The 25,144-nt window shown below is 40.3% G+C and carries 23 protein-coding genes and 1 tRNA gene; 8 read left to right on the top strand and 16 right to left on the bottom strand.

Annotated elements, in window-relative coordinates; all coding sequences use genetic code 11:
- Positions 1–19 precede the first annotated feature (19 nt).
- Both FLP08_RS06915 and FLP08_RS06920 read left to right on the top strand, forming a co-directional pair.
- Positions 20–598 carry a PhnA domain-containing protein gene (locus tag FLP08_RS06915; protein WP_156275328.1) on the top strand — a complete coding sequence of 193 codons (579 nt, stop codon included), beginning with the start codon at positions 20–22 and terminating at the stop codon, positions 596–598.
- 160 nt (positions 599–758) lie between these two features.
- Positions 759–995, top strand: a complete 237-nt coding sequence (locus FLP08_RS06920) for a VF530 family protein (protein WP_156275330.1) — start codon at positions 759–761, stop codon at positions 993–995.
- 62 nt (positions 996–1,057) lie between these two features.
- On the opposite strand, the gene FLP08_RS06925 is transcribed toward FLP08_RS06920, so the two are convergent.
- A complete protein-coding gene (locus FLP08_RS06925) occupies positions 1,058–1,840 on the bottom strand; it encodes a LytR/AlgR family response regulator transcription factor (RefSeq protein WP_156275332.1) in 783 nt (260 codons plus the stop codon).
- 295 nt (positions 1,841–2,135) lie between these two features.
- Between FLP08_RS06925 and FLP08_RS06930 the strand changes: the two genes are divergently transcribed.
- Positions 2,136–2,849, top strand: coding sequence for a hypothetical protein (locus tag FLP08_RS06930; protein ID WP_156275334.1), 714 nt, complete (start codon positions 2,136–2,138; stop codon positions 2,847–2,849).
- A 63-nt stretch (positions 2,850–2,912) separates the two neighbouring features.
- Here FLP08_RS06930 and FLP08_RS06935 read toward each other — a convergent pair whose 3' ends face one another.
- On the bottom strand, positions 2,913–4,991 hold the full coding sequence (locus FLP08_RS06935) for a dipeptidyl-peptidase 3 family protein (protein WP_156275336.1): 2,079 nt from the start codon (positions 4,989–4,991) through the stop codon (positions 2,913–2,915).
- A 140-nt stretch (positions 4,992–5,131) separates the two neighbouring features.
- Entirely contained in the window at positions 5,132–6,520 is a 1,389-nt protein-coding gene (locus FLP08_RS06940; RefSeq protein WP_156275338.1) for a dipeptidase, read from the bottom strand.
- A gap of 305 nt (positions 6,521–6,825) precedes the next feature.
- Between FLP08_RS06940 and FLP08_RS06945 the strand changes: the two genes are divergently transcribed.
- Positions 6,826–6,907, top strand: a tRNA-Leu gene (locus FLP08_RS06945).
- A gap of 208 nt (positions 6,908–7,115) precedes the next feature.
- Positions 7,116–8,729 carry a hypothetical protein gene (locus FLP08_RS06950; protein WP_156275340.1) on the top strand — a complete coding sequence of 538 codons (1,614 nt, stop codon included), beginning with the start codon at positions 7,116–7,118 and terminating at the stop codon, positions 8,727–8,729.
- 137 nt (positions 8,730–8,866) lie between these two features.
- On the opposite strand, the gene FLP08_RS06955 is transcribed toward FLP08_RS06950, so the two are convergent.
- From FLP08_RS06955 to FLP08_RS06965, 3 genes are all read right to left on the bottom strand, one after another.
- Positions 8,867–9,958, bottom strand: a complete 1,092-nt coding sequence (locus FLP08_RS06955; RefSeq protein ID WP_156275342.1) for an alkene reductase — start codon at positions 9,956–9,958, stop codon at positions 8,867–8,869.
- Between the two features lie 125 nt (positions 9,959–10,083).
- A complete protein-coding gene (locus FLP08_RS06960; RefSeq protein WP_156275344.1) occupies positions 10,084–10,659 on the bottom strand; it encodes a carboxymuconolactone decarboxylase family protein in 576 nt (191 codons plus the stop codon).
- A 283-nt stretch (positions 10,660–10,942) separates the two neighbouring features.
- The gene (locus FLP08_RS06965) at positions 10,943–11,590 is read right to left on the bottom strand and encodes a class I SAM-dependent DNA methyltransferase (protein ID WP_156275346.1); all 648 of its coding nucleotides are present in this window, start codon (positions 11,588–11,590) and stop codon (positions 10,943–10,945) included.
- A gap of 290 nt (positions 11,591–11,880) precedes the next feature.
- Here FLP08_RS06965 and FLP08_RS06970 point away from each other — a divergent pair, with 290 nt between their 5' ends.
- Together FLP08_RS06970 and FLP08_RS06975 are read left to right on the top strand one after the other, a co-directional pair.
- Entirely contained in the window at positions 11,881–12,342 is a 462-nt protein-coding gene (locus FLP08_RS06970) for a hypothetical protein (RefSeq protein ID WP_156275348.1), read from the top strand.
- An 87-nt stretch (positions 12,343–12,429) separates the two neighbouring features.
- Positions 12,430–14,226, top strand: coding sequence for an adenylate/guanylate cyclase domain-containing protein (locus FLP08_RS06975; RefSeq protein WP_156275350.1), 1,797 nt, complete (start codon positions 12,430–12,432; stop codon positions 14,224–14,226).
- Between the two features lie 7 nt (positions 14,227–14,233).
- On the opposite strand, the gene FLP08_RS06980 is transcribed toward FLP08_RS06975, so the two are convergent.
- The 9 genes from FLP08_RS06980 to FLP08_RS07020 form a co-directional block, all read right to left on the bottom strand.
- Positions 14,234–14,419 carry a hypothetical protein gene (locus FLP08_RS06980; RefSeq protein WP_156275352.1) on the bottom strand — a complete coding sequence of 62 codons (186 nt, stop codon included), beginning with the start codon at positions 14,417–14,419 and terminating at the stop codon, positions 14,234–14,236.
- A 174-nt stretch (positions 14,420–14,593) separates the two neighbouring features.
- On the bottom strand, positions 14,594–15,079 hold the full coding sequence (locus FLP08_RS06985; protein WP_202912752.1) for a GNAT family N-acetyltransferase: 486 nt from the start codon (positions 15,077–15,079) through the stop codon (positions 14,594–14,596).
- Positions 15,080–15,084: 5 nt separating this feature from the next.
- Complete coding sequence (locus FLP08_RS06990) at positions 15,085–16,401, bottom strand: M20/M25/M40 family metallo-hydrolase (protein WP_156275356.1); 1,317 nt, start codon at positions 16,399–16,401, stop codon at positions 15,085–15,087.
- Between the two features lie 44 nt (positions 16,402–16,445).
- On the bottom strand, positions 16,446–17,456 hold the full coding sequence (locus FLP08_RS06995; protein ID WP_156275358.1) for a hypothetical protein: 1,011 nt from the start codon (positions 17,454–17,456) through the stop codon (positions 16,446–16,448).
- Between the two features lie 69 nt (positions 17,457–17,525).
- Positions 17,526–18,407 carry a haloalkane dehalogenase gene (locus FLP08_RS07000; RefSeq protein WP_156275359.1) on the bottom strand — a complete coding sequence of 294 codons (882 nt, stop codon included), beginning with the start codon at positions 18,405–18,407 and terminating at the stop codon, positions 17,526–17,528.
- A 115-nt stretch (positions 18,408–18,522) separates the two neighbouring features.
- Entirely contained in the window at positions 18,523–19,938 is a 1,416-nt protein-coding gene (locus FLP08_RS07005) for an MBOAT family O-acyltransferase (RefSeq protein WP_156275360.1), read from the bottom strand.
- 7 nt (positions 19,939–19,945) lie between these two features.
- Positions 19,946–20,998, bottom strand: a complete 1,053-nt coding sequence (locus FLP08_RS07010) for a hypothetical protein (protein ID WP_156275362.1) — start codon at positions 20,996–20,998, stop codon at positions 19,946–19,948.
- Between the two features lie 351 nt (positions 20,999–21,349).
- Complete coding sequence (locus FLP08_RS07015; protein WP_156275364.1) at positions 21,350–22,018, bottom strand: chloramphenicol acetyltransferase; 669 nt, start codon at positions 22,016–22,018, stop codon at positions 21,350–21,352.
- Between the two features lie 118 nt (positions 22,019–22,136).
- Entirely contained in the window at positions 22,137–23,024 is an 888-nt protein-coding gene (locus FLP08_RS07020; RefSeq protein WP_156275366.1) for a dioxygenase family protein, read from the bottom strand.
- A 234-nt stretch (positions 23,025–23,258) separates the two neighbouring features.
- Here FLP08_RS07020 and FLP08_RS07025 point away from each other — a divergent pair, with 234 nt between their 5' ends.
- On the top strand, positions 23,259–24,728 hold the full coding sequence (locus tag FLP08_RS07025; RefSeq protein WP_156275368.1) for an aminopeptidase P N-terminal domain-containing protein: 1,470 nt from the start codon (positions 23,259–23,261) through the stop codon (positions 24,726–24,728).
- 18 nt (positions 24,729–24,746) lie between these two features.
- Here FLP08_RS07025 and FLP08_RS07030 read toward each other — a convergent pair whose 3' ends face one another.
- Positions 24,747–25,115: a DUF2255 family protein gene (locus tag FLP08_RS07030; RefSeq protein ID WP_156275370.1), complete on the bottom strand. Its 369-nt coding sequence runs from the start codon at positions 25,113–25,115 to the stop codon at positions 24,747–24,749.
- Between the last annotated feature and the right edge of the window lie 29 nt (positions 25,116–25,144).

Below are 25,144 nucleotides of genomic sequence, written 5' to 3' on the forward strand. Positions count from 1 at the left end.
CAGCCAAATTCAGAAAAAAATGACCTTAGAACAAAGCCTAAAACAGCGCAGTGATTCCTCCTGTGAACTCTGTGGAAACAAGGAAACCCTTAAAGTTTACGAGATACCTAATTCTCCTGAACAGGTACTTCTTAAGGAAATTCTTATTTGTGATATCTGCCACACCCAGGTAGAAGATCCGGAAAAAGCTGAACCTAACCACTGGCGTTGTTTAAATGACTCTATGTGGAGTACTGTGCCCGCGGTGCAGGTGATGGCCTGGAGAATGCTGAACAGATTGAGATCTGAAGGATGGCCGCAAGACCTTCTGGATATGATGTATATGGAAGATGAGGTAAAGGAATGGGCGAAGGCCGGAATTCAGGAAGAAAAGGCTGAAAATTCAATTGTACATAAAGACAGCAATGGGGCGATCATAGAAGCTGGAGATACCGTTGTTCTAACCAAAGACCTTAATGTAAAAGGTTCAAGTTTAACCGCAAAAAGAGGAACTGCCGTAAGACGTGTTTCCCTTGTTCATGATAATGCCGAACAGATAGAAGGTAAAGTTGAAGGACAGCAGATCGTGATCCTTACCAAATTTGTCAAAAAGATTTAGTTTCGATTGAGAATTGAAAAGGGATAATTGACAAATCAAGCAACAGGTTCAGTATGATGCTAGTGGAAAAATCTAATTTTTAGAAGACGTCAAGCTGAACTCGTTTCAGCTTCTCAAATGAGATTCCTTCACTCCGTTCGGAATGACATAAAACAAAAGTATGAGCGAAAATATTAATAAGAACGAGCAACCAAATAATCCGCTTCACGGAGTAAAGCTTGCTACCATTATGGAAAAGCTACATGCTCATTACGGATGGGATGGCCTCGCCGATCGCATCAATATCAATTGCTTTAAAAGTAATCCTTCCGTAAAATCCAGCTTGAAGTTCCTAAGAAGAACACCCTGGGCCAGAGAGAAAGTGGAGAGGCTTTATTTGAAAACAGATTTTAAATAAAAGAAGTTTTTTAATTGGCACATTTGAGGAATTCAAAGCAATTACAGATTTACAAATAGATTTCAGTAATAACATTCATTTTCATTATTGCTCATCACCCAAACTTTCAAAGATGGATACTTTCTTCTCGAAACCGGTATTTGATCTCCGCTACTTAATTGAAAATATCTATTGCTAAATTTCGAATCTCGAAATTTCAGATTTACCAGGTATGATTTATGGCACCTGAAAAATCCTTTATCACTTAAAAGGTTTTCGAAATCTTTGATGGTCTTTGAAAAAAGCTCCTTTTTACCGCTACTTAAGTAAACACTCGTATAATTATTTTCTGCTTTCAAAAAAAGAATATCCCTGATCCTTAAATTAACAATGCCTTTTTGAGTTCTAAGACTTAGGATATCGAGCGTGTTTTGCTCAATCTTCATACCCGATCCTAACTCAGCCTTAGTCGACATATTTTCTTGACACCTCTCTTTGAATCTATTTATGGCCGAATTTAGCTCCTGAAATTCAAAAGGAGGAATTAAAAAATCCAGAGCATTATATCGGATAGCCTGGATAGCATGGATACTTGATGAGCTAATAAATATTGTTTCAAATTCAGTCCGATTCAGTTTATTGAGCATTTCAAAACCTGTCATATCGGGTAATTCAGTATTGAGAAAAACGAGCTGGGGTTTATATTTAATAATCTTCTTAAATCCACTTAGGCCTGAATTAGCCATCCCCTTAAGATCAATCTCAGGGAAATCCTTTGATAATTTTTGAGCAAGTGTTTTAAGCAGAAGAGTATGTCCTTCAATTATAACGCAGGATATCTTATTGAATGCAAACTGATTATTCAAAGTAGGGTATTGAATAGTTCTTAAACCAAATTCAATTTTAAAAAATAAAAACCTGATATTAAATAAGTTAAAACCCCGATTTTAAGTTTATTCTATTCATATCCAGTAACTCTAATAATCTCTGAAACATTTTTTTGAAATTTAGTAGCCCTTTACTGAACCGTTCCCTAAAAAGATTTCCTTTTAATAAATACATTTCATACTTATCTAAGTTTTGCAATTATCTTAATATTTAGAATCTACTCATTTTACCACCTGCCTGCTACTTTTCATTAACAATTATAATTTACAAATCATGAAACCAATCAAACAACTAATTCTGTTGGGTTTACTTTTTTTAGTAGCCTGCGAAAGTTCAGAAACCCCGGAAAGTTTCAATGCACAGGAAATTAAGATCCAAAACGAAGTAAACAGGGACCTCATTAATGCCACAAACGTATTCATTAAAAGTCCATTATTTAATCAACTATCTCAAAGCAGTATCCAATCACAAAATTTCAAGGAAAAAGAGAATAATAAAGGAGCATTTATAGTTCAGCAAGGTGTTTTTGCTTTTTTCCCGCACTATTTTGACGGTGGAGTTGTAGTAGTAGCCGCGATATTTGAATCTGGTGACTATAAGATTTTACCTAATGACCTGGCTGAATTCAATTTAAATATAGAAAATCCACTGGTACTGTATATTGATGATGCCAACGGATTATTCCTATCTGCAAATGAATGTATTGAAAGAAACAGTACTTATAGCGTTAAATATAAAGGACAATTACTAGTTATTGAAGATGGAGAGACCACAACATACAGAGCTGTATTACCATTAAAAACTGCTTATATAGCAAAAGGTAGAAATATGGTCGTGAATGATGCAGATGAATTTGATGAAGAAACTGAAACCGTAATATGCCGTGAGGAAAATGTGACCGAACTGGCTTTCGATTTCATGTATATTGAAAAATTGAACAATGAAGGTAATGCTACGGAGACTTCTTTAAATATCAATTTCAGGTAATAAAATCGCTTAAACAAAAAGCCCGGCAATTGCCGGGCTTTTATATTTCAGAAGAATGAAATATTACATTTCAGCTGTTTCAACAGCTTCATCTTTTTTCGCTTCCTTCTCTTCAGTTAAGAAGCTATGATTTTTAGAGTAATCCATCATTTGCTTTTCAAAAGATTCCGGCTGGGTCACTTTGATCGCCATGATCTCTCCATTCTCATCCATTTCAGGAACCAAAACAGGATTTATGAATCCGCTATAAGGAGCAGATTTGAATTTAGCGTTTCTGTCAAGAACCTCTTTATGAAGATCCTGATCTACTTTTACTCCGTAGTTCTCTACAAGATTTTTGGCAGCTTCATAATCACCTTCAGATTTAATTCTCTGAGTTTCTCTCAATAACTCTCCAAAAAGCTCACGAAGTTTCGCATAATCTTTAATGTCGTAATAAGTCTTTCCGTCTTTTTCAACTTTTTCGATCACACCTTCTTCCTTACCTTTTTCAAAAACCCAGGCACTAACCCACTGGCGGTTTCTCATATGAGCCTCTTCAACATCGTCTCCAAGCTCTAATCTCACCAACTGAGTTACCAGTCCGTTACGGATATAATCGTTATAAGCAGCTTTCCCAAGCTCTTCAACATTATCGGTAAGGCCAAGTTCCTCCAGTTTTGGATCCATCAGGTAATAAAGTCCCACAAGATCTGCACGCCCTTCTTCCAGGGTAGATGCATAACTTTTCAAAGTTTCCTTGGTAGTTCCTACCCCCTGGTTCAACTGACCTGAAGCGTGACCTACCACTTCGTGAAGTGCTGTGTGCAGTTTATCTGCCTGTTTTCCATATTTTTCGGAAAGCGCAATCTCCTCCTCGTCATGAGCAAATTCTTTCAGCCTGTCTGAACCACCGGCGTTCTCATACGCATTGATGATATTTCCAAGCGAAACAGATTTACTTCCGTGTTGCTTTCTAATCCAGCTAGAATTTGGCAAGTTTACTCCAATTGGAGTACTTGGAGAAGCATCTCCTGCCTCACCGGCAACAATTACAGTTTTATAGGTTACACCCACCACTGAATCTTTTTTATGCTCCTCCATGATCGGCGAATTATCTTCGAACCACTGAACATTATTTTCTACAACGCTCATCTTCTCAGACATATCGAAATCCTTGATCTGGATAATACTTTCATAAGAACCGGTATACCCCATAGGATCGTTATAAACCTCAATAAAAGAGTTGATATAATCGATATTTCCTTCGGTAGCTTCTACCCAGGCAACATTATAATCGTCCCAGGTCTGCAGGTCTCCGCTCTTATAATATTCTATCAGAAGACCTAAAGCATTTGCCTGCTTTTCATTTTCGGCAACTTCTTTAGCCTTTTCCAGCCATTTTACTATCTCATCGATGGCATCTCCGTAAAGTCCGCCACTTTTATAAACTTTCTCTACAAGTTTCCCGTTTTCCTTAACCAGCTTGGTATTGATACCAAAAGCAAGAGGTTTTTCAGGATTCGGTGATTTCTTGTTCGCATAAAACGCTTCTACTTCCTTAGCAGTCACATCTTCGCCATACATATTGATCGCTGAACCTTCAATAAGACCTTCAGCCTCGTTAAGGTTCACTTTCTTGGAATCCTTATCGTTAAAGATCACTTCGTAAGCCTCTCCCGTAAGCTCGGTATTGGTTTCTTTCAGTAAAGTATCAAAATAATCTTTACTGAATCCAGGCTTCAATTTCGCATTGGAATAGTGGTGGTGAATTCCGTTAGAGAACCAAACCCTTTTAAGATAAGTTTCAAACGCATTCCAGTCTTCAGATGATTTATCACCTTCATAATTAGTATAAATATTCTCTAAAGCCTCGCGTATGGTAAGGTTATGACGATAATTCTGGCCCCAGATAATATCACGACCCGCTAGTCCCGCCTGGGTTAAATAATAAACCAGTTTCTGCTCTTTCAGGCTAAGGTTTTCCCAGCCCGGGATCTGGTAACGAAGGATCTTAAGATCTGCAAATTCATCTGCTTTAAAATTGAAATCTTCCTGGGAAGTTTTTTCTGTCTTGGCTACATCTGCATCTTTTTTATCCTCATTGCAGGACACAAAGGTCAGCGCAGTGGCCAGCAGACAGGTACTTAATATTTTGTTCATGTTGTTAAAAAATTTGAGGCGCTAAGATAATAAAACGGGGAATCAAATCTTAAAAAATCTGATTCCCCGGTATTTATATAAAAAATCCTTTTAGTAGACCCTGAAACAAGTTCAGGGTGACTGCTCCACAAGTAAAATTATTATTTACTCATTTCAGTAAAATGCTTGTAGAACCATGGAATGGTCTCGATACCTTTCAGGTAATTCCAAACCCCGAAATGTTCATTTGGTGAATGTATCGCATCTGTATCCAGCCCGAAGCCCATCAGGATAATCTTGCTTTCCAGCTCCTTTTCAAATAAAGAAACGATTGGAATACTTCCTCCACTTCTTTGTGGGATTGGTGTTTTTCCGAAAGTTTCTTCATAAGCAGCACTTGCCGCCTGATAACCAATAGTATCAATTGGAGTTACATATGGGTAACCTCCGTGATGAGGCTTTACCTCAACTTTTACTGAATCTGGAGCCAGACTTTCAAAATGCTTTTTGAAAAGCTCTGTGATCTCCTTCCAATCCTGATTTGGGACCAATCGCATAGATATCTTCGCATAGGCTTTTGAAGGTAAAACGGTTTTTGCACCCTCGCCTATGTAACCACCCCACATACCATTCACATCAAGGGTTGGTCTGATAGAACCTCTCTCTAAAGTAGAATATCCTTTTTCCCCATGGACATCTTTAATGTCTAGTTTCTCCTTATATTCTTCTAAACTGAACGGTGCTTCCGCCATTTTGGCTCTTTCCTCGTCGCTTAGGTTTTCAACTTTATCGTAGAAGCCTGGAATGGTGATATGATTGTTTTCATCTGTGAGCGAAGCGATCATCTGGCTAAGAATGTTCAGGGGATTAGCCACAGCACCACCATATAAACCTGAATGCAGGTCACGATTCGCCCCGGTTACCTCAACCTCAACATAAGAGAGTCCACGAAGTCCTGTGGTGATAGATGGAGTATCTTTAGAGATCATTCCTGTATCTGAAATAAGGATAACGTCGTTCTGAAGTTTCTCCTTATTTTCTTTGATCCACCAGTCCAGGTGTTCACTGCCAACTTCTTCCTCACCCTCGATCATGAACTTTACGTTACAAGGCAATTCATTATTCTCGGTCATATATTCCAGCGCCTTCACATGCATATACATCTGGCCTTTATCATCACAGGCACCACGCGCGAAGATCGCTCCTTCAGGATGAATTTTGGTTTCCTTGATTACAGGTTCAAATGGCGGTGAATCCCACAGATCCAAAGGGTCCGGTGGTTGAACATCATAATGCCCATATACCAGGACTGTTGGCAAACTTTTATCTATAATCTTTTCGGCATAAACCACGGGATGTCCAGGAGTTGGAGAAACCTCGGCAAGATCACAACCGGCCTGCAAAAGTCTTGTTTTTACAGCCTCCGCAGCATCGAGCATGTCAGATTTATAGGCTGGATCGGCAGAAATAGAAGGGATCTTCAGTAGGTCTACCAACTCATTAAGGAAGCGCTCCTTATTCTTTTCTAAGTATTCTTTTATTGAATCCATGAATATAATTTCGAGTTTGGGTAAAGTTACTAAGTTATGACTGGAAAACTATAATCCTTCCGCCGACTCTTTTCTTAAGGTCGCGCTAATTTTTTTATTTTTTTTTCATTTTTCTACTGAAATCCTTAGTGCTGAATTTCAGAATCTTAGAATAAAACCAGCCTGAAAAGCAGAATTTTTGATGAAATTTTTCAATAATTTTCTTCAAACACTGTTTGAAATTTGAAAACAATATATATATTTGCACCCGCTTAGGTAATTAAGCAGGTAACACAACGAGTCCTAAGTGTTGTGAAACTTAAAATGCGGGCGTGGTGGAATTGGTAGACACGCTAGACTTAGGATCTAGTGCCGCGAGGTGTGAGAGTTCGAGTCTCTCCGCCCGCACGAAAAAAAGCCGACTTTTTCAAGTCGGCTTTTTTATTTTTGAATCTTTTCTATTTCGGACTGGTTTTCGAAAATTCAGGGTTTTCCCCCAAGATATATCTTCCATCAAAACGATAATTTTAATTACCACTTATGCTTTTACAATAAGCACATCTCCGGATCCTCCTTTTTATTTAAAAACAACCATTCTAAATATAAAACCGATCCAATGATGAAAACTTTTCGATCATGGCATATATGTGTACTCATGTTTGCCTTGCTAATAACCGCCTGCAGTAAAGATGAGAACGAGCCATTAAAACAAAATGAAACCGATGAATTGATAGACCTTTCCCTAAACATCAATATTCTGGACGTTGCCAGGAATTCTGAGTCAAGGCAACAGGTCATTGAGCTACCTGATTGCAGCGAAGCCGCTCCCTTTTATATAGAGATCATCATGAAACAGGGAGACCGGGAAGTTGTTGGTACGGCCGACACACCATTCAGGCTGGACCTGGCACCAGGACAGATGTTCACTAAATATGATCCGGCAATGGCTATGCCGGCAGGATTATATTTTCTGGACCATTGCGCTGTTTTCGACGAAGCAGGAAATTTACTTTGCTTGGCTCCCAAAGCAGACAGCCCAATGGGCCCAATGTCTGATGCTCCTATGCCCATGAGCATAAATCTCAGGGCCGGCAGCAAACCTTTCCCGGATGTTCCGGTACTTTGTTTCGACAACCGTGATGTAAACGAATATGGCTATGCCTTTTTCGATATCGTTCCTACCAGGATACAGAATTTCTGCTTTTTCGCCAATTACTGCAGCGATACCGGCAAGCATTATCCCGCCAGGTATTCCCTGGACCTTTCGGTGGAAGGAGTGAATATTTACAGTAATGAGATAAGCACGACCGGCCAATACGATACCGATGGATATTTTGCCGATCCGGTTTGTGTGGACATTCCTATCCTATCTAAATATGAAGAAGATGAAGAGTATATAGATTACACCTTAACCTTGCTTCCCTGGGATGATGTCTATGGTTTTGAGGAGGAAATGGTTATCACGGGAAGTTTAAGCCGGGAGGATATAGAAGAATTCCTTACAGACGACGGAAACATCGAATACAAACATATTTTCTTCAATTGTGAGGACGAAGAAGACATTCCGCTTCCCGATTTTGAAGCCGCTTCCTTTTCTAATCCAACCAATATCACCAACCCTTTTTACGGGCCCAGACAACAATTTGAATATTTATATGAGGGATATGAGCTGGAAGATGGTGAAATGCCAGATGAACCTTCAGAAGTCATTTTTGTAGAAAGAAGGCTTGAAACCAAAGAGATCCTGGGTATAAATACAGTTATACAGAGGGATTATGTTTCTGAAGACGGAGTAATAAATGAAGATACCGACGACTGGCTGGCCCAGGATGACGATGGAAATCTCTGGTATATGGGTGAATTATCAAAAAATTATGATGAAGACGGTAATTTTATTGGTACTGAAGGTTCCTGGGAAGCCGGAGTAGACGGAGCTCTTCCAGGATACTGGTTACCGGCAGATCCTTATGTGGGTCAACGCTACTACCAGGAATTCTATGAGGGAGAAGCTGAAGACTGGGCAGAAGTAATTGCCCTTGATGCTACGGTAGAACTTGAAATTGGAAGTTTCAGTAATGTTCTGGTCACCAAAGATGTGAATCCATTTGAACCTGGTGTATACGAGCTTAAGTATTATGCTCCCGGAACAGGTTTTATCAAGGAAGAAAAATACGAAGATGGAGAGCTGGTCGAGGTTGTTTTCCTAACCGGAATTATAGTGATCGATTAAAGAATTTCAGGTTCATTTTAATAAATGAAAGTTATAAACTAGAATAAAAAAGCCGGCCAGATGGCCGGCTTTTAGTATTAAACTTATCTGCGAACATTAAAAATTCTCAAGTGTCCCGGCAAATTCTATTATAAATTCTATGCTACTGTTTCCTCTTTTTCAACAAAAGGATAATCTACATAACCTTTTTCTCCCGGAGTATAGAAAGTATCATAATCTGGCTCATTAAGCTCCAGATCATTTTCAAACCTATAAACCAGATCTGGATTGGCTATAAATGACCTTCCAAAGGAAATGAGGTCGGCAGAGTCTTCCTGGATTGTATTTTCTGCTTTTTCTTTCGTGAAACCACCGTTCAGCATTAAAGTGCCATCAAATCTCTCCCTGATCTTTTTAGGTAGATCGGTTTGAACTTCTGGAGATCCCAGGGTAGAATTATCTACCAAATGAATATAGGTTAGACCCAGCTCATTCAGTTTATCGGTGAGATAAAGGAATTGCTCTTCCATCTCGTCAAAAACTTCAGTTCCGTTGAAAGTACTGAAAGGCGATAATCTGATCCCCGTTCTTTCCTTCCCAATTTCGGCAGAGATCATTTCGGCAAGCTCCAGGGTGAAGCGGCTTCGGTTTTCAATACTACCACCATATTCATCATTACGTTTATTTGTGGCCGTATTCAGGAACTGATCGGCAAGATAGCCGTTAGCGGAATGTATCTCAACCCCATCAAACCCAACTTTGATCGCATTTTTAGCGGCATTTAGAAACTCCTGCTGGGCCTTTTTGATATCCTCAAGATTCATAACCTCAGGTACCGGGTAAGGCTGCGGACCATGCTGATCTGTATACATTTCTCCATCCAGGGCTACCGCTGAAGGTGCAATGATTCTGGCATCCTTTTCCATATTATATTCATGAGACACCCGGCCGGTATGCATGATCTGTAGAAAGATCCTGGATCCATTATCATGAACCGCATCTACGATTTTTTTCCAGCCTTCAAGTTGTTCCGCAGAAAAAATACCAGGAATTCTGGCGTATCCAAGTCCGTTGGCTGAAGGTGCGGTTCCTTCAGAAATGATCAATCCGGCTCCAGATCGCTGCACGTAATACTCGAGCATAAGATCGTTAGGAATATTATCTGTCGCTCTGGCGCGGGTTAGGGGAGCCATTACCATTCGGTTCTCCAGTTCTAATTCTCCTAATTTATAGGTATCTAATAATTTCATTAGTTTTATTTGTTTGATTCTGACCAATAACGAGCTGGTTTTCAAAAATCAACTCAAATTGATCACATTGATTTATTGGCAAGAATAATTCTATTCCTGCCTTTCATAGTTCATTTTAAAAATTTCTACGCTTTTTCCAGTTTTCTTCCAGCAAAAGCATCATCAATTTCGGTGTGAAAAATATGATTTGAATAATTACTGATGGTCTTTACAGACTGTGCCAGAATGATCCCGAGTATATGGATCTCTTCATATCCGGCATCAAGGAATCTCTTCGCCTGCTCGGGAGTTGGATTCCCCCTACTCTCGTTCATTATTTTAGTAAACTCAGAAAGCGCCTTCATTTTAGCATCTGGAATCTCCTTACCATCTCTAATGGCATTCGTAACCTCTTCCGGAGTTTTGGACATATTATCAGCAATAAAACTATGCGCAGCCGTACAATAGCCGCAGTCATTATCTATACTAAGAGTTAGAAAAACGACCTCCTGCTCTGCCGGAGTAAAACCACTTTGCTCACGGAAATGTTTGTAACCAAGATCGTAAGTATCCTGAAGTCCCGGAAGATTCACCATGTTCTTATACATATTCGGGATCATTCCATTGGCTTTCTTCGCTCTTTCCAGGATCTGTTTCTGTTCCTCATTTGCATTTTCCAATTCTACGGGCTTAAGGCCTATTTCATAAGTTTTATCAGACATACATTATTATTTTTTTAAAGTGACTGGAAGTTTAGACGACCGCAGATAGTCTGAATTACTCACTTAACAAAAGTTTATCTATTGTAGAACCTCATCTAACAGCTGAAAAACCTTGCCCTAATAAAACCATTGAGATTAATGAATTACCTAAACGTTATGAGCCAGCTTTAAGATTTCATATTCTTTGCGAATTCAGGATAATAAGTCCGAAGATGATGGAACTGACCAGTAAAATAGACTCAGTTTTCCAGTAATATCTAATTTTATTTGATCAGGTAACCGATCAATCTTTAACTAGTATTGATTGGCAAATGATCACCCGGTCCTTTATACCGGGCTTATTGTTTTGATTTTCTATCTCTTTTGAATTAAGAATGCCAAACCCGGCCTCTACCAGGAATTTTTCAATATACCCAGCTTCATGGTAGTAGGTGAACAGCTTTTCTTTTTCATTGCGGGAAGAGCTCAAATACCCTGAATTATTATAATCGTCTTCCATAAAGCTCAGGTATATGATCCCTTCGGATCTTAAGGAACCGGCACACTTACCAATAAATCCTTCCGCTTCTTTTTTAGAGAGGTATGGAAGAAAAAAACCGGCAACCACCGCGTCAAATTTATTCTTCAACTCATCGATCCTCCGTCCATCGAGCAGCTCGAAACTGGCCTGGGGATTGTTCGTGCGGGCCCTTTGGATCATTTCCCCGGCAATATCTATACCGGTGATTTTTAAACCAGGGCGGGAATTCAATAAATACTTGGTGATATTCCCGGGACCACAACCTATATCCAACACCCCAGCATCTTCAGTCTTTATCAGAGCCAGAAATTTATCAAGCGCTTCAGCGTACAAAGACAGATCCATATACCTGCTTTCATATTCCCCCGCATATTTATTGAAGATGTTTCCAGTATTTTTCAGCTCATCCATAGTTCGAATTATAGCTCAATTTAACTAATTGCTTCTTAAAACAATATCGGCTTATCCCTTTTGATTCGGTTCCGATAAATGAGCAGCTTCAATTTATCCAAGAAAAGAAAAACAAGCTTATTTAACTGATTTACAATTATTTAAATTTATTTTCTATCTTTAAAGGAAGTTTAGTTAAGATCCTCAATTTTTGGCAGATCCCACCTGAACCTAAAATAGCCCCCACTTCACTTTCCTGATCAGATTCAGGTTTTCCTACTAACTATAATAACCAACTAAAACCAACAATTATGAAAATCAACGCCACTTTTTACGTTCTACTTGTCTGTACATTATTACTCAACTCTTTTCTCTTTTCACAGACCAACAAAATGATCACCCTGGAGGTTGATACCGAAAATATCAACCAGGATAATATTGAAGAAATGGCCACTTTTGGCCAGCCTTCGGAAACCCCTAACAGAGATTTTACTTTGGAAGTAGAAAATGGAGATGTGATCATCTGGCAGGGCCGAGCCACTCAAGCTAGCGGAGGCCTGGTTTATATCAAACTATTCAAACATGAAGATGGTGTTCAATTATTGGGTACAGGCAGAATAAAAGACACGAACAACGCCGGGGTGATCGTAGGAAAGGTACAGAATGGAGAGTCCGGACAAATGGAAAAGTATAGTATACGATTTGAGGTGAGGAAGAGAGGTTCCCAGACCTGGGAAACCTTCGAAATAGACCCAAAACTTCAGATGCTTTAATACAGAAAACATATGGGATTGAATGGGGTTCCTTTATCCATATTTAGAAATAGCACATTTATAATATGCCTGCTCTTATACGGCCTCATGCCTGAAAATTGTCTTTCGCAAAACCAGAACATAGCAGATAGTATTGAAAAAATATACGATAGGAACCCTGAAAGGAAGAAAGATCCGGACCTGCTTAAAATGGTTGCGAGGAACTCCGCAGACCCGGCTAAGCAAATACAATACTCGAACGAATTAATTGAGATAGCAGAAAAGAACCAACAACCAGACTATTTATTTTTAGGATATAATTATAGAGGATACGGATTCTTCGCCAGAGGCGATTATAGTGAAGCCCTGGAAAACTTTTTTAAAGCGGCATCTATAGCTAAAAATGAAGAAGAAAAAGCTATGGTGACAGTAGCCATCGCAGATGTTTATTCTGAAACCGGAAATTTTAGCAGGTCTGCTGAATATTATAACCAGGCTACCGATCTCTTCAGAAGAATGGACGATCAAAAAAACCTCGGTTCGGCAATATTCAATGCCGGGGATAATTATTTAAAAGATGGTCAACTAGAAAAAGCCATAGAATACCTGGAACAGGCCGAAACCATTTTTATCGAAGAAGGTTTTGAGCAGGGATTAGCCTATTGCCTAGGTACACTAGGCCTGGCTTATGCCAGGCAGGGCAGGATCCAGGAAGCAGAGAAGAATATAGAACAGGCCATTCAAACTCTGGAAAAGTCGGAAGATTATTCCCCTATTTGCGAATTCCTCTCTGAAATGTCTGATATCTATAGCGAAAAGGGGCAGGATTCCCTGGCCATAGAATTTGCCAGTATAAGTCGTGACCTGGCTAAAACTTATGGGTTTAAGAACGAGATCCTAAAAGCCAATTTGAAATTATCCCAGATCTATGAAAAGACCGGGAAAATTCCCGAATCCTATAGCTCCTACAAGGAATACATCGCCTACAGGGACAGCGTGATAAATGTCGCCAAGGCTCAGGAAATGGCAGGCATGAGAGCCGATTACGAAGTATCCCAGAAACAGGCTGAAGTAGACCTCCTTAACGAAAAGCAGAAAAATCAACAGCTGGTAGTTATCTCTATTGCAGTTGCCAGTGTTTTGATAGGCCTGCTTGCATTTGGACTGTATCGCCGGAACCGCTTTATAAATAGAACCAAGATCATCATAGAAAAAGAGCGAAACAGGGCAGAACGCTTATTACTGAACATTCTGCCGGAAGAAACTGCCAGGGAACTCAAAAAACATGGTAAGGTAAAGGCAAAGAAATTCGCCTCGGTAACCGTACTTTTTGCAGACTTCAAGAGATTTACCCTGGTGGCTGAAAAACTACCTCCGGAAAAACTCATTAAAACCATCGATTATTATTTTTCAAAATTCGATGAGATCATGGAAAAGTACAGTATAGAAAAGATCAAAACCATTGGCGATAGCTATATGGCTGCCAGTGGACTGCCTTTTCCTTCACACGATCATGCCACCCGCATCCTTATGGCTGCTTTTGAAATGACCGAATTCGTCAAGGAAACCAAGGAAAAATCGCTTTTTGATGGTGCCGATTTTGATGTAAGGATAGGACTTAATTCCGGGCCAGTGGTAGCGGGAGTGGTAGGAACTAAAAAATTCGCCTATGATATTTGGGGAGATACCGTGAATATTGCGGCAAGAATGGAATCACATTCAGAAATAGGAAGGATTAACATTTCCGAACATACCTACGAACTTGTAAAAGATGAGTTCATTTGCGAATACCGCGGCAAAGTAGAGGTTAAGAATAACCGTATCCTGAAGATGTATTATGTGAACGGGCTTCGGGAAAATATGGTTTGGGAAAAGGAAAAAGAAAGCGTTCCTTCCAAACCTTAGTCAAATCTTATTCACTTCTTACTTCTGAACCTCGGGGCTTGGCACTGCTGCTGAACCTTCCGGTAATAAGCCAGCCAATTCCCACTCCTATAAGCATTCCCGATAATAAATGTATTCCAGTACGATTGAAGTAATAACCGATAAAAATTCCGGTGGTAATAGTCCCTAACCCCAGGATCCTAACTTTATTCATGTTAGCGCATTTAATGGTCTTTTTATCTAAATGCGGAGTAGGGCTAGCATTTGGCGTAGGTCAAGACCCGATTTGGACCATAAACTTACACAATAAATTGAAAATTAAATATTTATTTTCTCAGAAATTATTACCGGAATAATTGAACTTCGAGGGCTGTTTTTTCAGATTAGATCATAAAGTCCAAAAGATCTTCACCGCGCTTAGCCGGGAAGTTTCCAGCCTGACCGAGGCATCTATTTTGAACCCGAGTTTTTTGTAAAACGATAAAGGAGACCTGTAGGCCTGGCCATTGTTTTTAAGATAAGCATCAGAATCTATTACCCAGCCGTGAAGCTCTTTTCTGCTTTTCATGGCCCTTTTTATCAATTTTGAGCCATATCCTTTTCCCTGAATCTCAGAATCCAGGATAGCGGCGAACCATCTTTTTTTATCCCTGATAAAATCGAAATACCAGCCTAACACACGGTCATTATCATCCAGCAATAATGCATGAGATTTATCCTCCAGAGCTTGCAGGTAGTTTTCAAACTCCTTCACGTCATGATATCTCAGGTTTATGGGATATTCATTATTCCATAAGTTTAAAACGGCCAGTTTATCTGCCGGAGTCAATTCATTTTTATCTAAGATCCTCAATGTTCCCAGCGATAAATCCAATTATATTACTTCCCCTTGAATTCATTCATTTTAGAGAGCCTGTACATCAAAATGGCTGCTCTTTTAGCCTGTACGGCCACTTTATTGATATTCCCTGTTTCTTCCACCGTATGATTATCGGCACCACTCAGTCCAAGACCATCCACGGCCATCTCTACATGTGAGGCAGTGAAAGAAATATCAGCCGCTCCGGCATTTCTCGGGTTCACGGCGTAGACTTTTCCAAAGCCAAGATCCTGGCTAATTCTATCATATTTTTCCAGCAGTTTTTCTGAACCTTCAGACCTGGCAAAAGGTGGATAACCTCCAACATCAAAACTAAGCTTCGCGCTGGTTTGAGGGTAATTTTCCGAAACTATTCTTTCCATGGTTTGTTTGGCTTTATCCAGTTGATCTATAGAAACCGCTCTTATATCACCTCTTACCACAGCTTTTTCTGGAACAACGTTGGTCTTCCCATAAGCTGAACCTCCGGTCCCGTCTTCCTTTAATTCTACGGAAGTCCCACCAAGTATAAAGCCCGGGTTAAAAGTAAGATTTTCTTCCTGTGACAGCTCTTCAAGGAACTGAGTCAGTATTCTGGAAGCCTCGTAGATCGCGCCATTGCCCACTCTTTCTGTAAAAACCTGGGATGAATGCGCAGGTTTACCGGTAACTTCCAACTTCCAGCTGGCAGAACCTCTACGTGAAATCACGATAGTTTCTTCTTTGCCATCCCCATTTTCAAAGCCAAGTGCAACGTCGGCCCACTTTGCGGCATCTACCAGATCTTTTTTAGAGAGTTCCAAAGGACTTCCGCTTTTCTCTTCATCGCCGGTCATCACGATCTTTATAGACATTTCATCCAGCAACCCTGCATCTTTTAGTGCCTGCATGGCCAGAGTAATGATCACGTTACCACCCTTCATATCACCCACACCAGGAGCTTTCATCACGGTATCGTTCACCATGCTGCTGCTCTGGAAAGGGCTGTCCAGTTCGAAAACCGTATCCAGATGTCCTACCAATACTAATTTTAATCCTGGTTTTCCTTCGTGGGTAGCTATCAGGTGGCCGGCCCGACCATATGCTTCTCCCGAGGTAAGTTCTGTTTTGAAACCCAGTTTATCCAGTTCAGATTTGAATAACTGACCCACTTCCCGAACACCTTCGAAGTTCATGGTTCCGCTGTTAATATTCACGGCCTTTTCGAGTAACTCCAATGCAGCTTTCTCGTTTTTATCAATAGAGCTGACTATTTTCTTCTCTTTCTTATCTAATTGGGCCAGGAGGATAGAAGGCAGGAAAATGATTAAAATTACAAGGAGTTTCTTCAGGCTCATAAAACGGAATTTTGATTAGATGCCCAATTTACAAAAAGAAAATTCTAGAATATCGCAGCTTCGATTTTCCTCCTGAAATTCTCTTTGTCATCCACATGAAAGGCAATGACCCTGAACTTTTTGGTTCTTCCGTATATACCCGTAAGATTTTGCTCCCTATGCAGGTGTAGAATAATATTATGGCTTTCAAGCTTTTCTAATAAGGCTAGTTTCAAGGTGGATGCATCCTCCTCAATGTCCCGATCTGAAATTTCGATCGCCGCAATATCGCTCAAACTGATCTCTGCTTCCTTCATGATTCCATAACGAAGCAGCAGTTTATCCTCTTCTATAAGAATAGGCCGCTTATAGATTGAACGTAGAAAACCAAATAATTGCAGTCCTGTATATATGCTCAAGATCGAGATTAGCCAGGCCAGGCTTTCCAGCCAGAGAGAGATTAATATATGAAGCACCAGAGTTTCGATTATTATAAGAAAGATGATCACGGCATAGAGCGAAACAGAACCACTATCCTTATGGTAACTATATTCATTTTCTTTAGGGTCTTTCTTTTTCCAATGAAAAAATCCGTAATAGAAGACCGCGATCTCAGTTGCAAAAGGAATAGCAAAAGCTTTAGGCAAAATCTCACGGCAGGAAGTTTTTAATGCATTATAAAAGTCGGCTTCACCTTCCCGGTTGATCTTGTAAGCCTGGATAGTCCTATAAACCCTGAAAATTACCATACTAATAACAGAGATCTCCAATACCGGTAATGCCCAGCTCTGGAAGGAGTCGAGGTAGAAATGATATTCCTGTGGAATGGTATATTTCCCTGCCAGCAAACCGATTACCATCAATGGAATTATCGTAGTGGCGGGAATTTTACTTTTCCGAATGATCAGGAAATATATCAGGGGAATGGTAATGAGAAAATCAAAACTCAGGGCTAGCGAGAGAAGCTCTGCATTCTCCTTAAACCCAGCTGAAAGAGCTAATAAAACCAGGGAGATAAGTAGAATTAATGGGAAAATTAAAACCAGGTAATTGAAACTGCCTTTTTCCTGAAGCATGATGATTTATCTTAGCATTTGCTTATAAGACGCTGAAACATAGATTTGTTACAGTTTCCAGCAATTAGATCATTCAAGATCTCCACGCATAAAACTCTTGATTTTTTCTGCGATCTCCCCGCCTTTCTCCTCCTGAAGAAAATGTCCGGCGCCCTTGATAATGATAGGTTTTTCACCGATGCTGCCAGGGATAAGTTTTTGGAAAAAGCCTTCCAAACCACTAAAAACCGGATCTTTATCAGAAAACATGATCAGTGCAGGTTTCTTCCATTCCGAAAGGATTTTTCTGGCCTTTAGCATCCTATCCACCCCTTCATCATCTGGACTCGAAGGGACTAATTGCGGAAAAGCTTTGGCCCCATCTTTATATTTCTTTGAAGGGAACGGGCTATCATAGGCTTTCCTGACCTCTTTACTGATCTTACCGAAACTTGCAAATTTCACGATCCTGCCCGCAGATAATGCAGGGTGATACTTAGCATATAATTGCCACAACCTGAAATACCACGGAAGCTTTTTTCCTTTTGGAAGGAAGGTATTTAATATCACTACCCTCTTAAACCTCTCAGGGTATTCTCCCAGCAGACTCAATCCTAAAAGACCTCCCCAGTCCTGCACGACCAGAGTGATATCGTTCAACTCAAGCATGTCTATAAAATTCTTTAGAGACCTGAAATGCAGATCGAAAGTATAATTCCTCCATCCTACTATTTTATCAGATTTACCAAAGCCTATCATATCTGGTGCGATAAACCTATAATCTTTAAGTACAGGAATGAATTTGCGATACAGGTAAGACCAGGTAGGTTCGCCATGCAGGGCCAGGATAACCTCACCAGATCCTTCATCTATATAATGCATCTTTAAGTTTTCAAAATCTACATAGTTTTCCTTAAAAGGAAAATCTGGGATAGACCTGTATCTTTCAGGATCTGTTTTAAGTACTTCCATCTTTTATTCAAATTAAACTCTCTTCATAACAATGACAGGATCTAAATCTGCTAACCCATAACGTTCAAGTTAGATAAATTAATTAAAGGAATATATTGATTTCCCTGTAGGTTGATTAAAACTGGAAGTAAATAAATTGTTGCCCACTACCCTGTGAGATTACTATTAGAAAAAGCATTACGGCCCACCCAATTCCTAGTAACCATGCCGGAGTTTTTAATGATAATTCTTTCAGGGAAGAATTCCGCATCAGGTAATGACAAATAAATAACAGGCTTATTAGGACCATCACCTTTATAATATCAAAATTCTGTAAAAGCTTTACTCCTTCCCCGTTCATAAAGAACATGGAGGTAATCATATTTTTTGCGGTTTCAAATTCACGTGCTCTGAAAAATACCCAGGTGATATTTACACAGGTATAGGTAAGCAAGGCCAGAAAGATACCATTAACAGGGGTAACCTTTATCCGCAATTTATTTTTGAAAACCCTTTCTAAGACCAGATAGATTCCATGCAATGCGCCCCAGATAACAAAGGTCCAGGCTGCCCCGTGCCATAATCCTCCCAGCAACATGGTTAACATGAGGGCTACATACATCTGGGTGATTCCATGCCTGTTCCCACCCAGGGGGATATATAGATAATCTCTTAGCCAGGTTGAAAGCGATATATGCCACCTGCGCCAGAGATCTGAAAATCCTGTTGCCGCATAGGGATACCTGAAGTTATCTGGTAATATTATTCCCAGCATTAAGGCTATGCCAATGGCGCAAGTCGAGTATCCGGCAAAATCAAAGAATATCTGCCCCGAAAAAGCTAGAGTTCCCGTCCAGGCATCAAGACTGTTCAATATTTCCTTAGACCCAAAAACCCTATCTGAAGTTCCCGATAATAAAGTATCTGCCAGAACCACTTTTTGAAATAAACCTATAGTTAGTAAAAACAGTCCCCAAAAAAACTGGTTTGCGGTAGCTTTCTTTTCTTCGTAGAACTGACCAATTAGATTTCCCGCCCTAACAATCGGTCCCGCCACTAACTGTGGAAAGAATGTTACATATAAAGCAAAATCAAGAAAAGTTCTGGCGGGTTTAATTCTTTGGTAATACATGTCTATGGTGTAAGACATGGTTTGAAAAGTATAAAATGAGATTCCCATGGGAAGAATAATATCCATGGGTTGTGGCTCATAGGTCATTCCCACTGCATTCATTCCGGCAGTAAAATTTTCAAGGAGGAAATTCCCATATTTAAAGAATGCCAGGAATCCCAGATTTGTGAACATACTCAGGAGTAACCACAGTTTTCTTTTCCGGCCATCCTCTTCAATGGCAAGTTTATTCCCGGCGGTCCAGTCGACAACAGTGGAGATCCATAAAAGAATTACCAGTGGCGGGTTCCATAGGCCATAAAAAATATAACTGGCCAGCAAAAGCATGCGTTTCCGGTTAGACCAGCTAAGAATATTTGAATAATAAAGCACCAGAACAATGCCGAGAAATAATATAAAGCCCAAGGAGTTAAAAAGCATATCCTAACTAATTATTGGTTAGTTGATCTATCTGACCAGATTTTGAAATATGTCCATCACTTAATAATAAACCCACAAAAGTTTGTGTAAAGCTGTCTGCATCTTCTGCTGAAAGGTGGGACCATTCCGGGCAGTCGTAATTTTTCAGGCTCTCGTAGTCTTCAAAATGATAAGCTGGAACATCAGACTTTTCTACTAACCAATCCCAATATTCCTCCCGGGGGAAGACCTTTTTTTCAAATCCCCTTACGTCACCAGTGGAAGGGCATCTTATCAAGATCACCTTCCCGCCACGTTCCTTGAACTTGTTTACATTCTCCACAAAAAATCGGGTAGTTGCCTCTTTCTCCGGCTTGAAATTGGCACTAGCACTTCTAAAGAACATCCATACTTTTTTAATAGTTCCGGCAAAAGCAGTATCGGTGGCAGTGCGTGCAGTCATTCTCAGGTTTCTGCTTTCATCTACACTTGAAAACACATGGAATGGAGGCATGGGATCGGGAACTCTTTCGCCTATTTTCACTTCGTCCAGAAGCGATTTCAGTTTAATCCCATCAACGCCAGAAACATCACTAACAAAGGCCATTGAATTCTGAATCGGAATAGACAACGAATGGTTAAGTCTATCTGCATAGGTGCGATCCTTATAATATTTTATTCTCTTATTGATCTTTTCATTTGGAGAAGCTTCCGGAAATACGGTAGAAAAGAATAGACTTTCGGTTACTCCCACTACGATCGTCCCATTAAAGTTGGTATTATTCACCAGGTCGTCGAAAGCATATAACGGCGAAGTTCCCTCTATAGCAAGCTGTATAGGTCGCCTACCAGTTTGGTCCTCCCACTTATCTAACTGAAGATCGAAATATACCCTCGAAGAGCCAATAAGGATGACATCATCTTCAGTTGCCTCTTCTACCGTAGCCCTGTGTATAGCCCATAGGTTATCATCATCGTCCAGGTCTGCCATAAAACCCTGGCTACGCCAGTATAATTCCCATGAAGTTACTCCCAAAAGGCAACCTACTACAGCGATAATTAATGACTTTTTTAAATTCATTATGCTTGAAATAAATATTCAAAATGTCAGGCAGTAAGTAGGTAAGGGTAAAATAAAATGAGTTCTGAATAAATCCTCTTATTTTAATAAGATAGAGTTTCAGGATTTTTCAAGTGGTTCAGCTTAAATGTAAATGCTAAATTTAGCTGATAATTTTCAACTGAGTGTTAATCAGCATTTTGTAAATATATGATTTTAAATCAAGTACAGTTTAGCCTGGGGCAAAATCGATGATTTTTCCAGCATTTTTTGAAAAGTCTCAGTATTTCGAAGAATTGTAAAATTTTCGGTGAAAATCAGATGTAATTTTTATGAATGTGTAATTGTTTGATCTGGATTTACACCTGAATTCTAAAAAGTCAGAAAGCCCATAAACCTTTCATCTTCTATCCCATCCAATAGCTGCTGAAATTTATCTACAAATAGTCCAACGTGATATCCGTCCATTAAAGCATGGTGAACATGTATGGATACTGGCATTATTCTTCTCCCATTTTCCTGGCTGAGTTTTCCGAATGAGATCTTGGGACAACTATCCCCTTTCTGAAAGCTCCTTGCGTGAGATAGGGCTGTAAATTTCAACCACGGCAAGGCGGAATAATGCACTTCATTTTGCCGGACTTCCTCAAGCATTAAGCCGGAACCAGACCTGATCCTGTGCATTTCTTTTTCGGCATTCTGTAAAAACACCTGCAGGTCTTCATGGTGGATAATATGGGAAAAACCGAAACTGTTATCTGGCCTGCTAATGGTGGCAGAGGCATTGATCTGGTCATAGATAAAAACCCTGTCGCCCTCGATTCTATATCTAAAGGCTTCGATAGAATTAACCGCTCTTGAGGCCTGGTAGAGATAATACAGAAAAAAGGAAATATTCTCTTTCTTGCATCTTGCGTAGGCCAGGCTACAGTCCATATCTACACTTACCCCGAAAAAGGGTTCTTCAAACTTTGAAAAGAATTCGAAATGCTCTTTTCGATTCCATTTAGAGAGATCTAATTCGGTTTTCGTGCAGGCCATTTGTGGTTTCTTTAAAACGGCCACAAAACTAGAATTTTCAATAATAAAAAAAAGAGGTTTGTCCGGCAAAATTTGATTGAAATGCTCTCTTCCTGCTTTTTTTACTGAAGCCCTGGAATTAAACCCTAATGTAATTCTTTACCACTTCTCTGCCCTCTCCATAGAAAGATCTCTTTTCCAGTAAAACAGTTCCATCAGCTTTCAGGGAGAAATTAAGCCGCTCGTACATATTTTCAGGGAGGCCACCATATTCAAAGGAATTTTTGCCGGTATAGCTAAAGACCTTTCCAAAGACCTCGTTTTTTATCCACAGTTCGCCTTCCCTCGCAAAAAACTCGTTGATCTCCCCGGTATTTATATTCCTGTATTTCCCTACTATACTTTTTAATGCATCCTGGCTTGGCTTAAGCTTGTCATTCATATTGCAATCAAACCGTATTCTATGAACCTCCTTAGATCTGTCGATCTTCAGGATTCTCTTTTCAGCACGCGGACTTATAGTAGAAGGATCATCGTCAAGGTATTCATCGCCTTCAAAATATATCTGGGTGATCAGGCTCTGGTAACCTGGTGCAGAGATCATAATATGGAAATGCGCTGGTCTTATTTCTCCGCCCCCGGCATCGTAAGGTACGGGCATCTGGGTAAGGAACTTATAATTGCCCTGGTCATCGGCATATGTAGTTCCGCGATAACGGAATTCCTCGCTGTCATTATCATAAACCTCGTTATTAGAGCAATGCCAAAGCTCTACCTTGGCTTTTTTATGGGGAGTGCTGCAATCCTGGTGCCTTATCTTACCAGAAAGCTCGACGATGGCACCGGGCATCCCCTCGATTACCAGGTTGTTTCTAACAGGACTATCTGGACGGTAAAAAGGACCTAAAATATCTGAAGTGGTTTCACAGTCTCCCACATAATCCTTTCCGTTAAAACTTATAAATCCAGTAGTGGAAATGGCGACCACTCCAAGCCCGGTTAATTTTGCGAATTCTCTTCTTTTCATGGTCTAAATTATTTGATCGTTCATAATCCATAAGAACTGCAGGCAGGGTACAGGAAGAATAGGAAGGGTAGATCTTAAATTTACGATAATTATTCCTTCTTGTTGTTTTTCAGACACTTAAATAATCATGAAGAAAAAAGTATTCCCCAATTTCCAGGATTTGAAACTGATGAAATGAGAATTATTTCGGCTTTAATTTCTATTTTGCATATCCATTAGATAATTTGAATTAACATGAGAATCCTACTTGTCATAAGCTTTCTAATTTTCAGTCTATCCTCCGCTGCCCAGAATGGCAAACCCGAGGATTACCTTTCTTCTGAATTTCACCAAAGTCGCAGGGATGCCCTCAGGGAAAAAATGCCGGAAAATTCGGTAGCTGTTTTCTTCGCTAATGCGGTGAGAAACCGTGCCAACGATGTGGATTACGTCTATCACCAGGATCCCGATTTTTATTATCTCACGGGTTATAAAGAGCCACACGCGGTACTGGTTATCTTTTCTGAAGAACAAACAGATGCTGAGGGAAATAGGTATGACGAGATATTATATGTGCAGGAAAAGAATCCACGAGCTGAAATGTGGACCGGATACAGGTTAGGGATAGAAGGAGCAAAGGAAGAATTAGGCTTTGAAACCGTATATAATGGGAAGGATTTCCTGGATAATTCTATAGATTTCGCTGAATTCGAAACCGTTTTCCATAAACCATTCATGAACGATTACCGCGACACCAGGGATGAGGCAGACCTTGCCGACCTGATCGCGGCTTTTAAAGACCAGGTAAGCGAAAAGGTGATCGTTCAGAACAATTCTGAAAACAACCTGGAGCTGAACAAGCAGGTCACCACCAAGCCTAAAGCAAATGTTGACCAGAACAGCCTTCGAACTTTCATGGGTTCACTGCGGGAGATCAAAACTCCGGAGGAAATGAAGCTTCTTAAAAAGGCGGTCAGGATCTCGGCCATGGGCCAGGTGGAGGTAATGAAAGCCATGCACCCGGGAATGTCTGAAACAGAGGTACAGGGAATACACGAATATGTGTACAAGAAATACGGCAGCGAATATGAAGGCTATCCTTCTATCGTAGGAGCCGGTAATAACGGCTGCGTATTACATTACGTTGAAAATTCCAAGACCAAACTGGAAGATGACCTGGTTCTTATGGACCTTGGAGCAGAATATCATGGCTATACAGCCGATGTTACCCGAACTATCCCTGCTAACGGGAAGTTCAGTCCCGAGCAGAAAGCCATTTATGAACTGGTATATAAAGCACAGGAAGCTGGGATCGCCGCGGCTACAGTTGGCAACAGCCCAGCCGATACTCATAAGGCCGGCCAGGTGATCATCAACCAGGGTTTAGCCGAACTCGGCATCATAGATTCACCGGATGCTAAACATATGTATTTTCCTCATGGAACCTCTCACCATATAGGCCTGGATGTACATGACCTGAACACCTGGGGCAGTTTTAAGCCCGACATGGTCATTACCGTAGAACCGGGAATCTATATTCCGGAAGGCAGTGACTGCGATCAGAAATGGTGGGGAATAGCGGTTAGGATAGAGGACGACATTCTGATCACCGAAAACGGGCCGGTGAACCTTTCTGCCGAGGCTCCTAGAAAGGCTGAGGAGATCGAGAAAATGATGCAGCAGCCTTCTATTTTCGATAAGCTGGACCTGCCGGAACTGGATTAACCTGGCAATATTCTGAAGTTATAATTCCAGGAATTCCATCGTATAATCAAAATATTCCTCCCCAGCAATACCCCGGGCATATTCCAGGTTTGCCGGCTGGTCATATTTTTCCAGGTAAGCTTTACTAATTTCAGGCTGAAGGGGATCTTCTGCGGAAAGCTGTTTTCCCCTTACCTTGATGATGCTATTCCCATATTTGATCTCACCAAGACCGGTTTTTTGAAATTCGGTAAACCAGCTACGGGAACTCTTATTCCAGCTCCGGGAAAATAACCGGCCGTTCACTTCTACCATCCAGATAGGCAAAAAGCTTTCCCGGGTAGTACCGCCTTTGACCTCGATTAGAGTATGCGTATTCAGATATTCATACAGGTGTTTCGGAAACATTTTTTCAGATTATTTATTCCCGGCAATAT

The sequence above is a fragment of the Christiangramia aestuarii genome (assembly GCF_009735585.1).
Classification (GTDB): Bacteria; Bacteroidota; Bacteroidia; order Flavobacteriales; family Flavobacteriaceae; genus Christiangramia; species Christiangramia aestuarii.

What these genes read in the sequence shown, in the direction of transcription:
- FLP08_RS06915 (WP_156275328.1), top strand. Translation starts at nt 20, where the DNA reads ATGACCTTAGAACAAAGCCTAAAACAGCGCAGTGATTCCTCCTGTGAA.
- FLP08_RS06920 (WP_156275330.1), top strand. Translation starts at nt 759, where the DNA reads ATGAGCGAAAATATTAATAAGAACGAGCAACCAAATAATCCGCTTCAC.
- FLP08_RS06930 (WP_156275334.1), top strand. Translation starts at nt 2,136, where the DNA reads ATGAAACCAATCAAACAACTAATTCTGTTGGGTTTACTTTTTTTAGTA.
- FLP08_RS06935 (WP_156275336.1), bottom strand. Translation starts at nt 4,991, where the DNA reads ATGAACAAAATATTAAGTACCTGTCTGCTGGCCACTGCGCTGACCTTT.
- FLP08_RS06940 (WP_156275338.1), bottom strand. Translation starts at nt 6,520, where the DNA reads ATGGATTCAATAAAAGAATACTTAGAAAAGAATAAGGAGCGCTTCCTT.
- FLP08_RS06950 (WP_156275340.1), top strand. Translation starts at nt 7,116, where the DNA reads ATGATGAAAACTTTTCGATCATGGCATATATGTGTACTCATGTTTGCC.
- FLP08_RS06955 (WP_156275342.1), bottom strand. Translation starts at nt 9,958, where the DNA reads ATGAAATTATTAGATACCTATAAATTAGGAGAATTAGAACTGGAGAAC.
- FLP08_RS06960 (WP_156275344.1), bottom strand. Translation starts at nt 10,659, where the DNA reads ATGTCTGATAAAACTTATGAAATAGGCCTTAAGCCCGTAGAATTGGAA.
- FLP08_RS06965 (WP_156275346.1), bottom strand. Translation starts at nt 11,590, where the DNA reads ATGGATGAGCTGAAAAATACTGGAAACATCTTCAATAAATATGCGGGG.
- FLP08_RS06970 (WP_156275348.1), top strand. Translation starts at nt 11,881, where the DNA reads ATGAAAATCAACGCCACTTTTTACGTTCTACTTGTCTGTACATTATTA.
- FLP08_RS06975 (WP_156275350.1), top strand. Translation starts at nt 12,430, where the DNA reads ATGCCTGAAAATTGTCTTTCGCAAAACCAGAACATAGCAGATAGTATT.
- FLP08_RS06980 (WP_156275352.1), bottom strand. Translation starts at nt 14,419, where the DNA reads ATGAATAAAGTTAGGATCCTGGGGTTAGGGACTATTACCACCGGAATT.
- FLP08_RS06990 (WP_156275356.1), bottom strand. Translation starts at nt 16,401, where the DNA reads ATGAGCCTGAAGAAACTCCTTGTAATTTTAATCATTTTCCTGCCTTCT.
- FLP08_RS06995 (WP_156275358.1), bottom strand. Translation starts at nt 17,456, where the DNA reads ATGCTTCAGGAAAAAGGCAGTTTCAATTACCTGGTTTTAATTTTCCCA.
- FLP08_RS07000 (WP_156275359.1), bottom strand. Translation starts at nt 18,407, where the DNA reads ATGGAAGTACTTAAAACAGATCCTGAAAGATACAGGTCTATCCCAGAT.
- FLP08_RS07005 (WP_156275360.1), bottom strand. Translation starts at nt 19,938, where the DNA reads ATGCTTTTTAACTCCTTGGGCTTTATATTATTTCTCGGCATTGTTCTG.
- FLP08_RS07010 (WP_156275362.1), bottom strand. Translation starts at nt 20,998, where the DNA reads ATGAATTTAAAAAAGTCATTAATTATCGCTGTAGTAGGTTGCCTTTTG.
- FLP08_RS07015 (WP_156275364.1), bottom strand. Translation starts at nt 22,018, where the DNA reads ATGGCCTGCACGAAAACCGAATTAGATCTCTCTAAATGGAATCGAAAA.
- FLP08_RS07020 (WP_156275366.1), bottom strand. Translation starts at nt 23,024, where the DNA reads ATGAAAAGAAGAGAATTCGCAAAATTAACCGGGCTTGGAGTGGTCGCC.
- FLP08_RS07025 (WP_156275368.1), top strand. Translation starts at nt 23,259, where the DNA reads ATGAGAATCCTACTTGTCATAAGCTTTCTAATTTTCAGTCTATCCTCC.
- FLP08_RS07030 (WP_156275370.1), bottom strand. Translation starts at nt 25,115, where the DNA reads ATGTTTCCGAAACACCTGTATGAATATCTGAATACGCATACTCTAATC.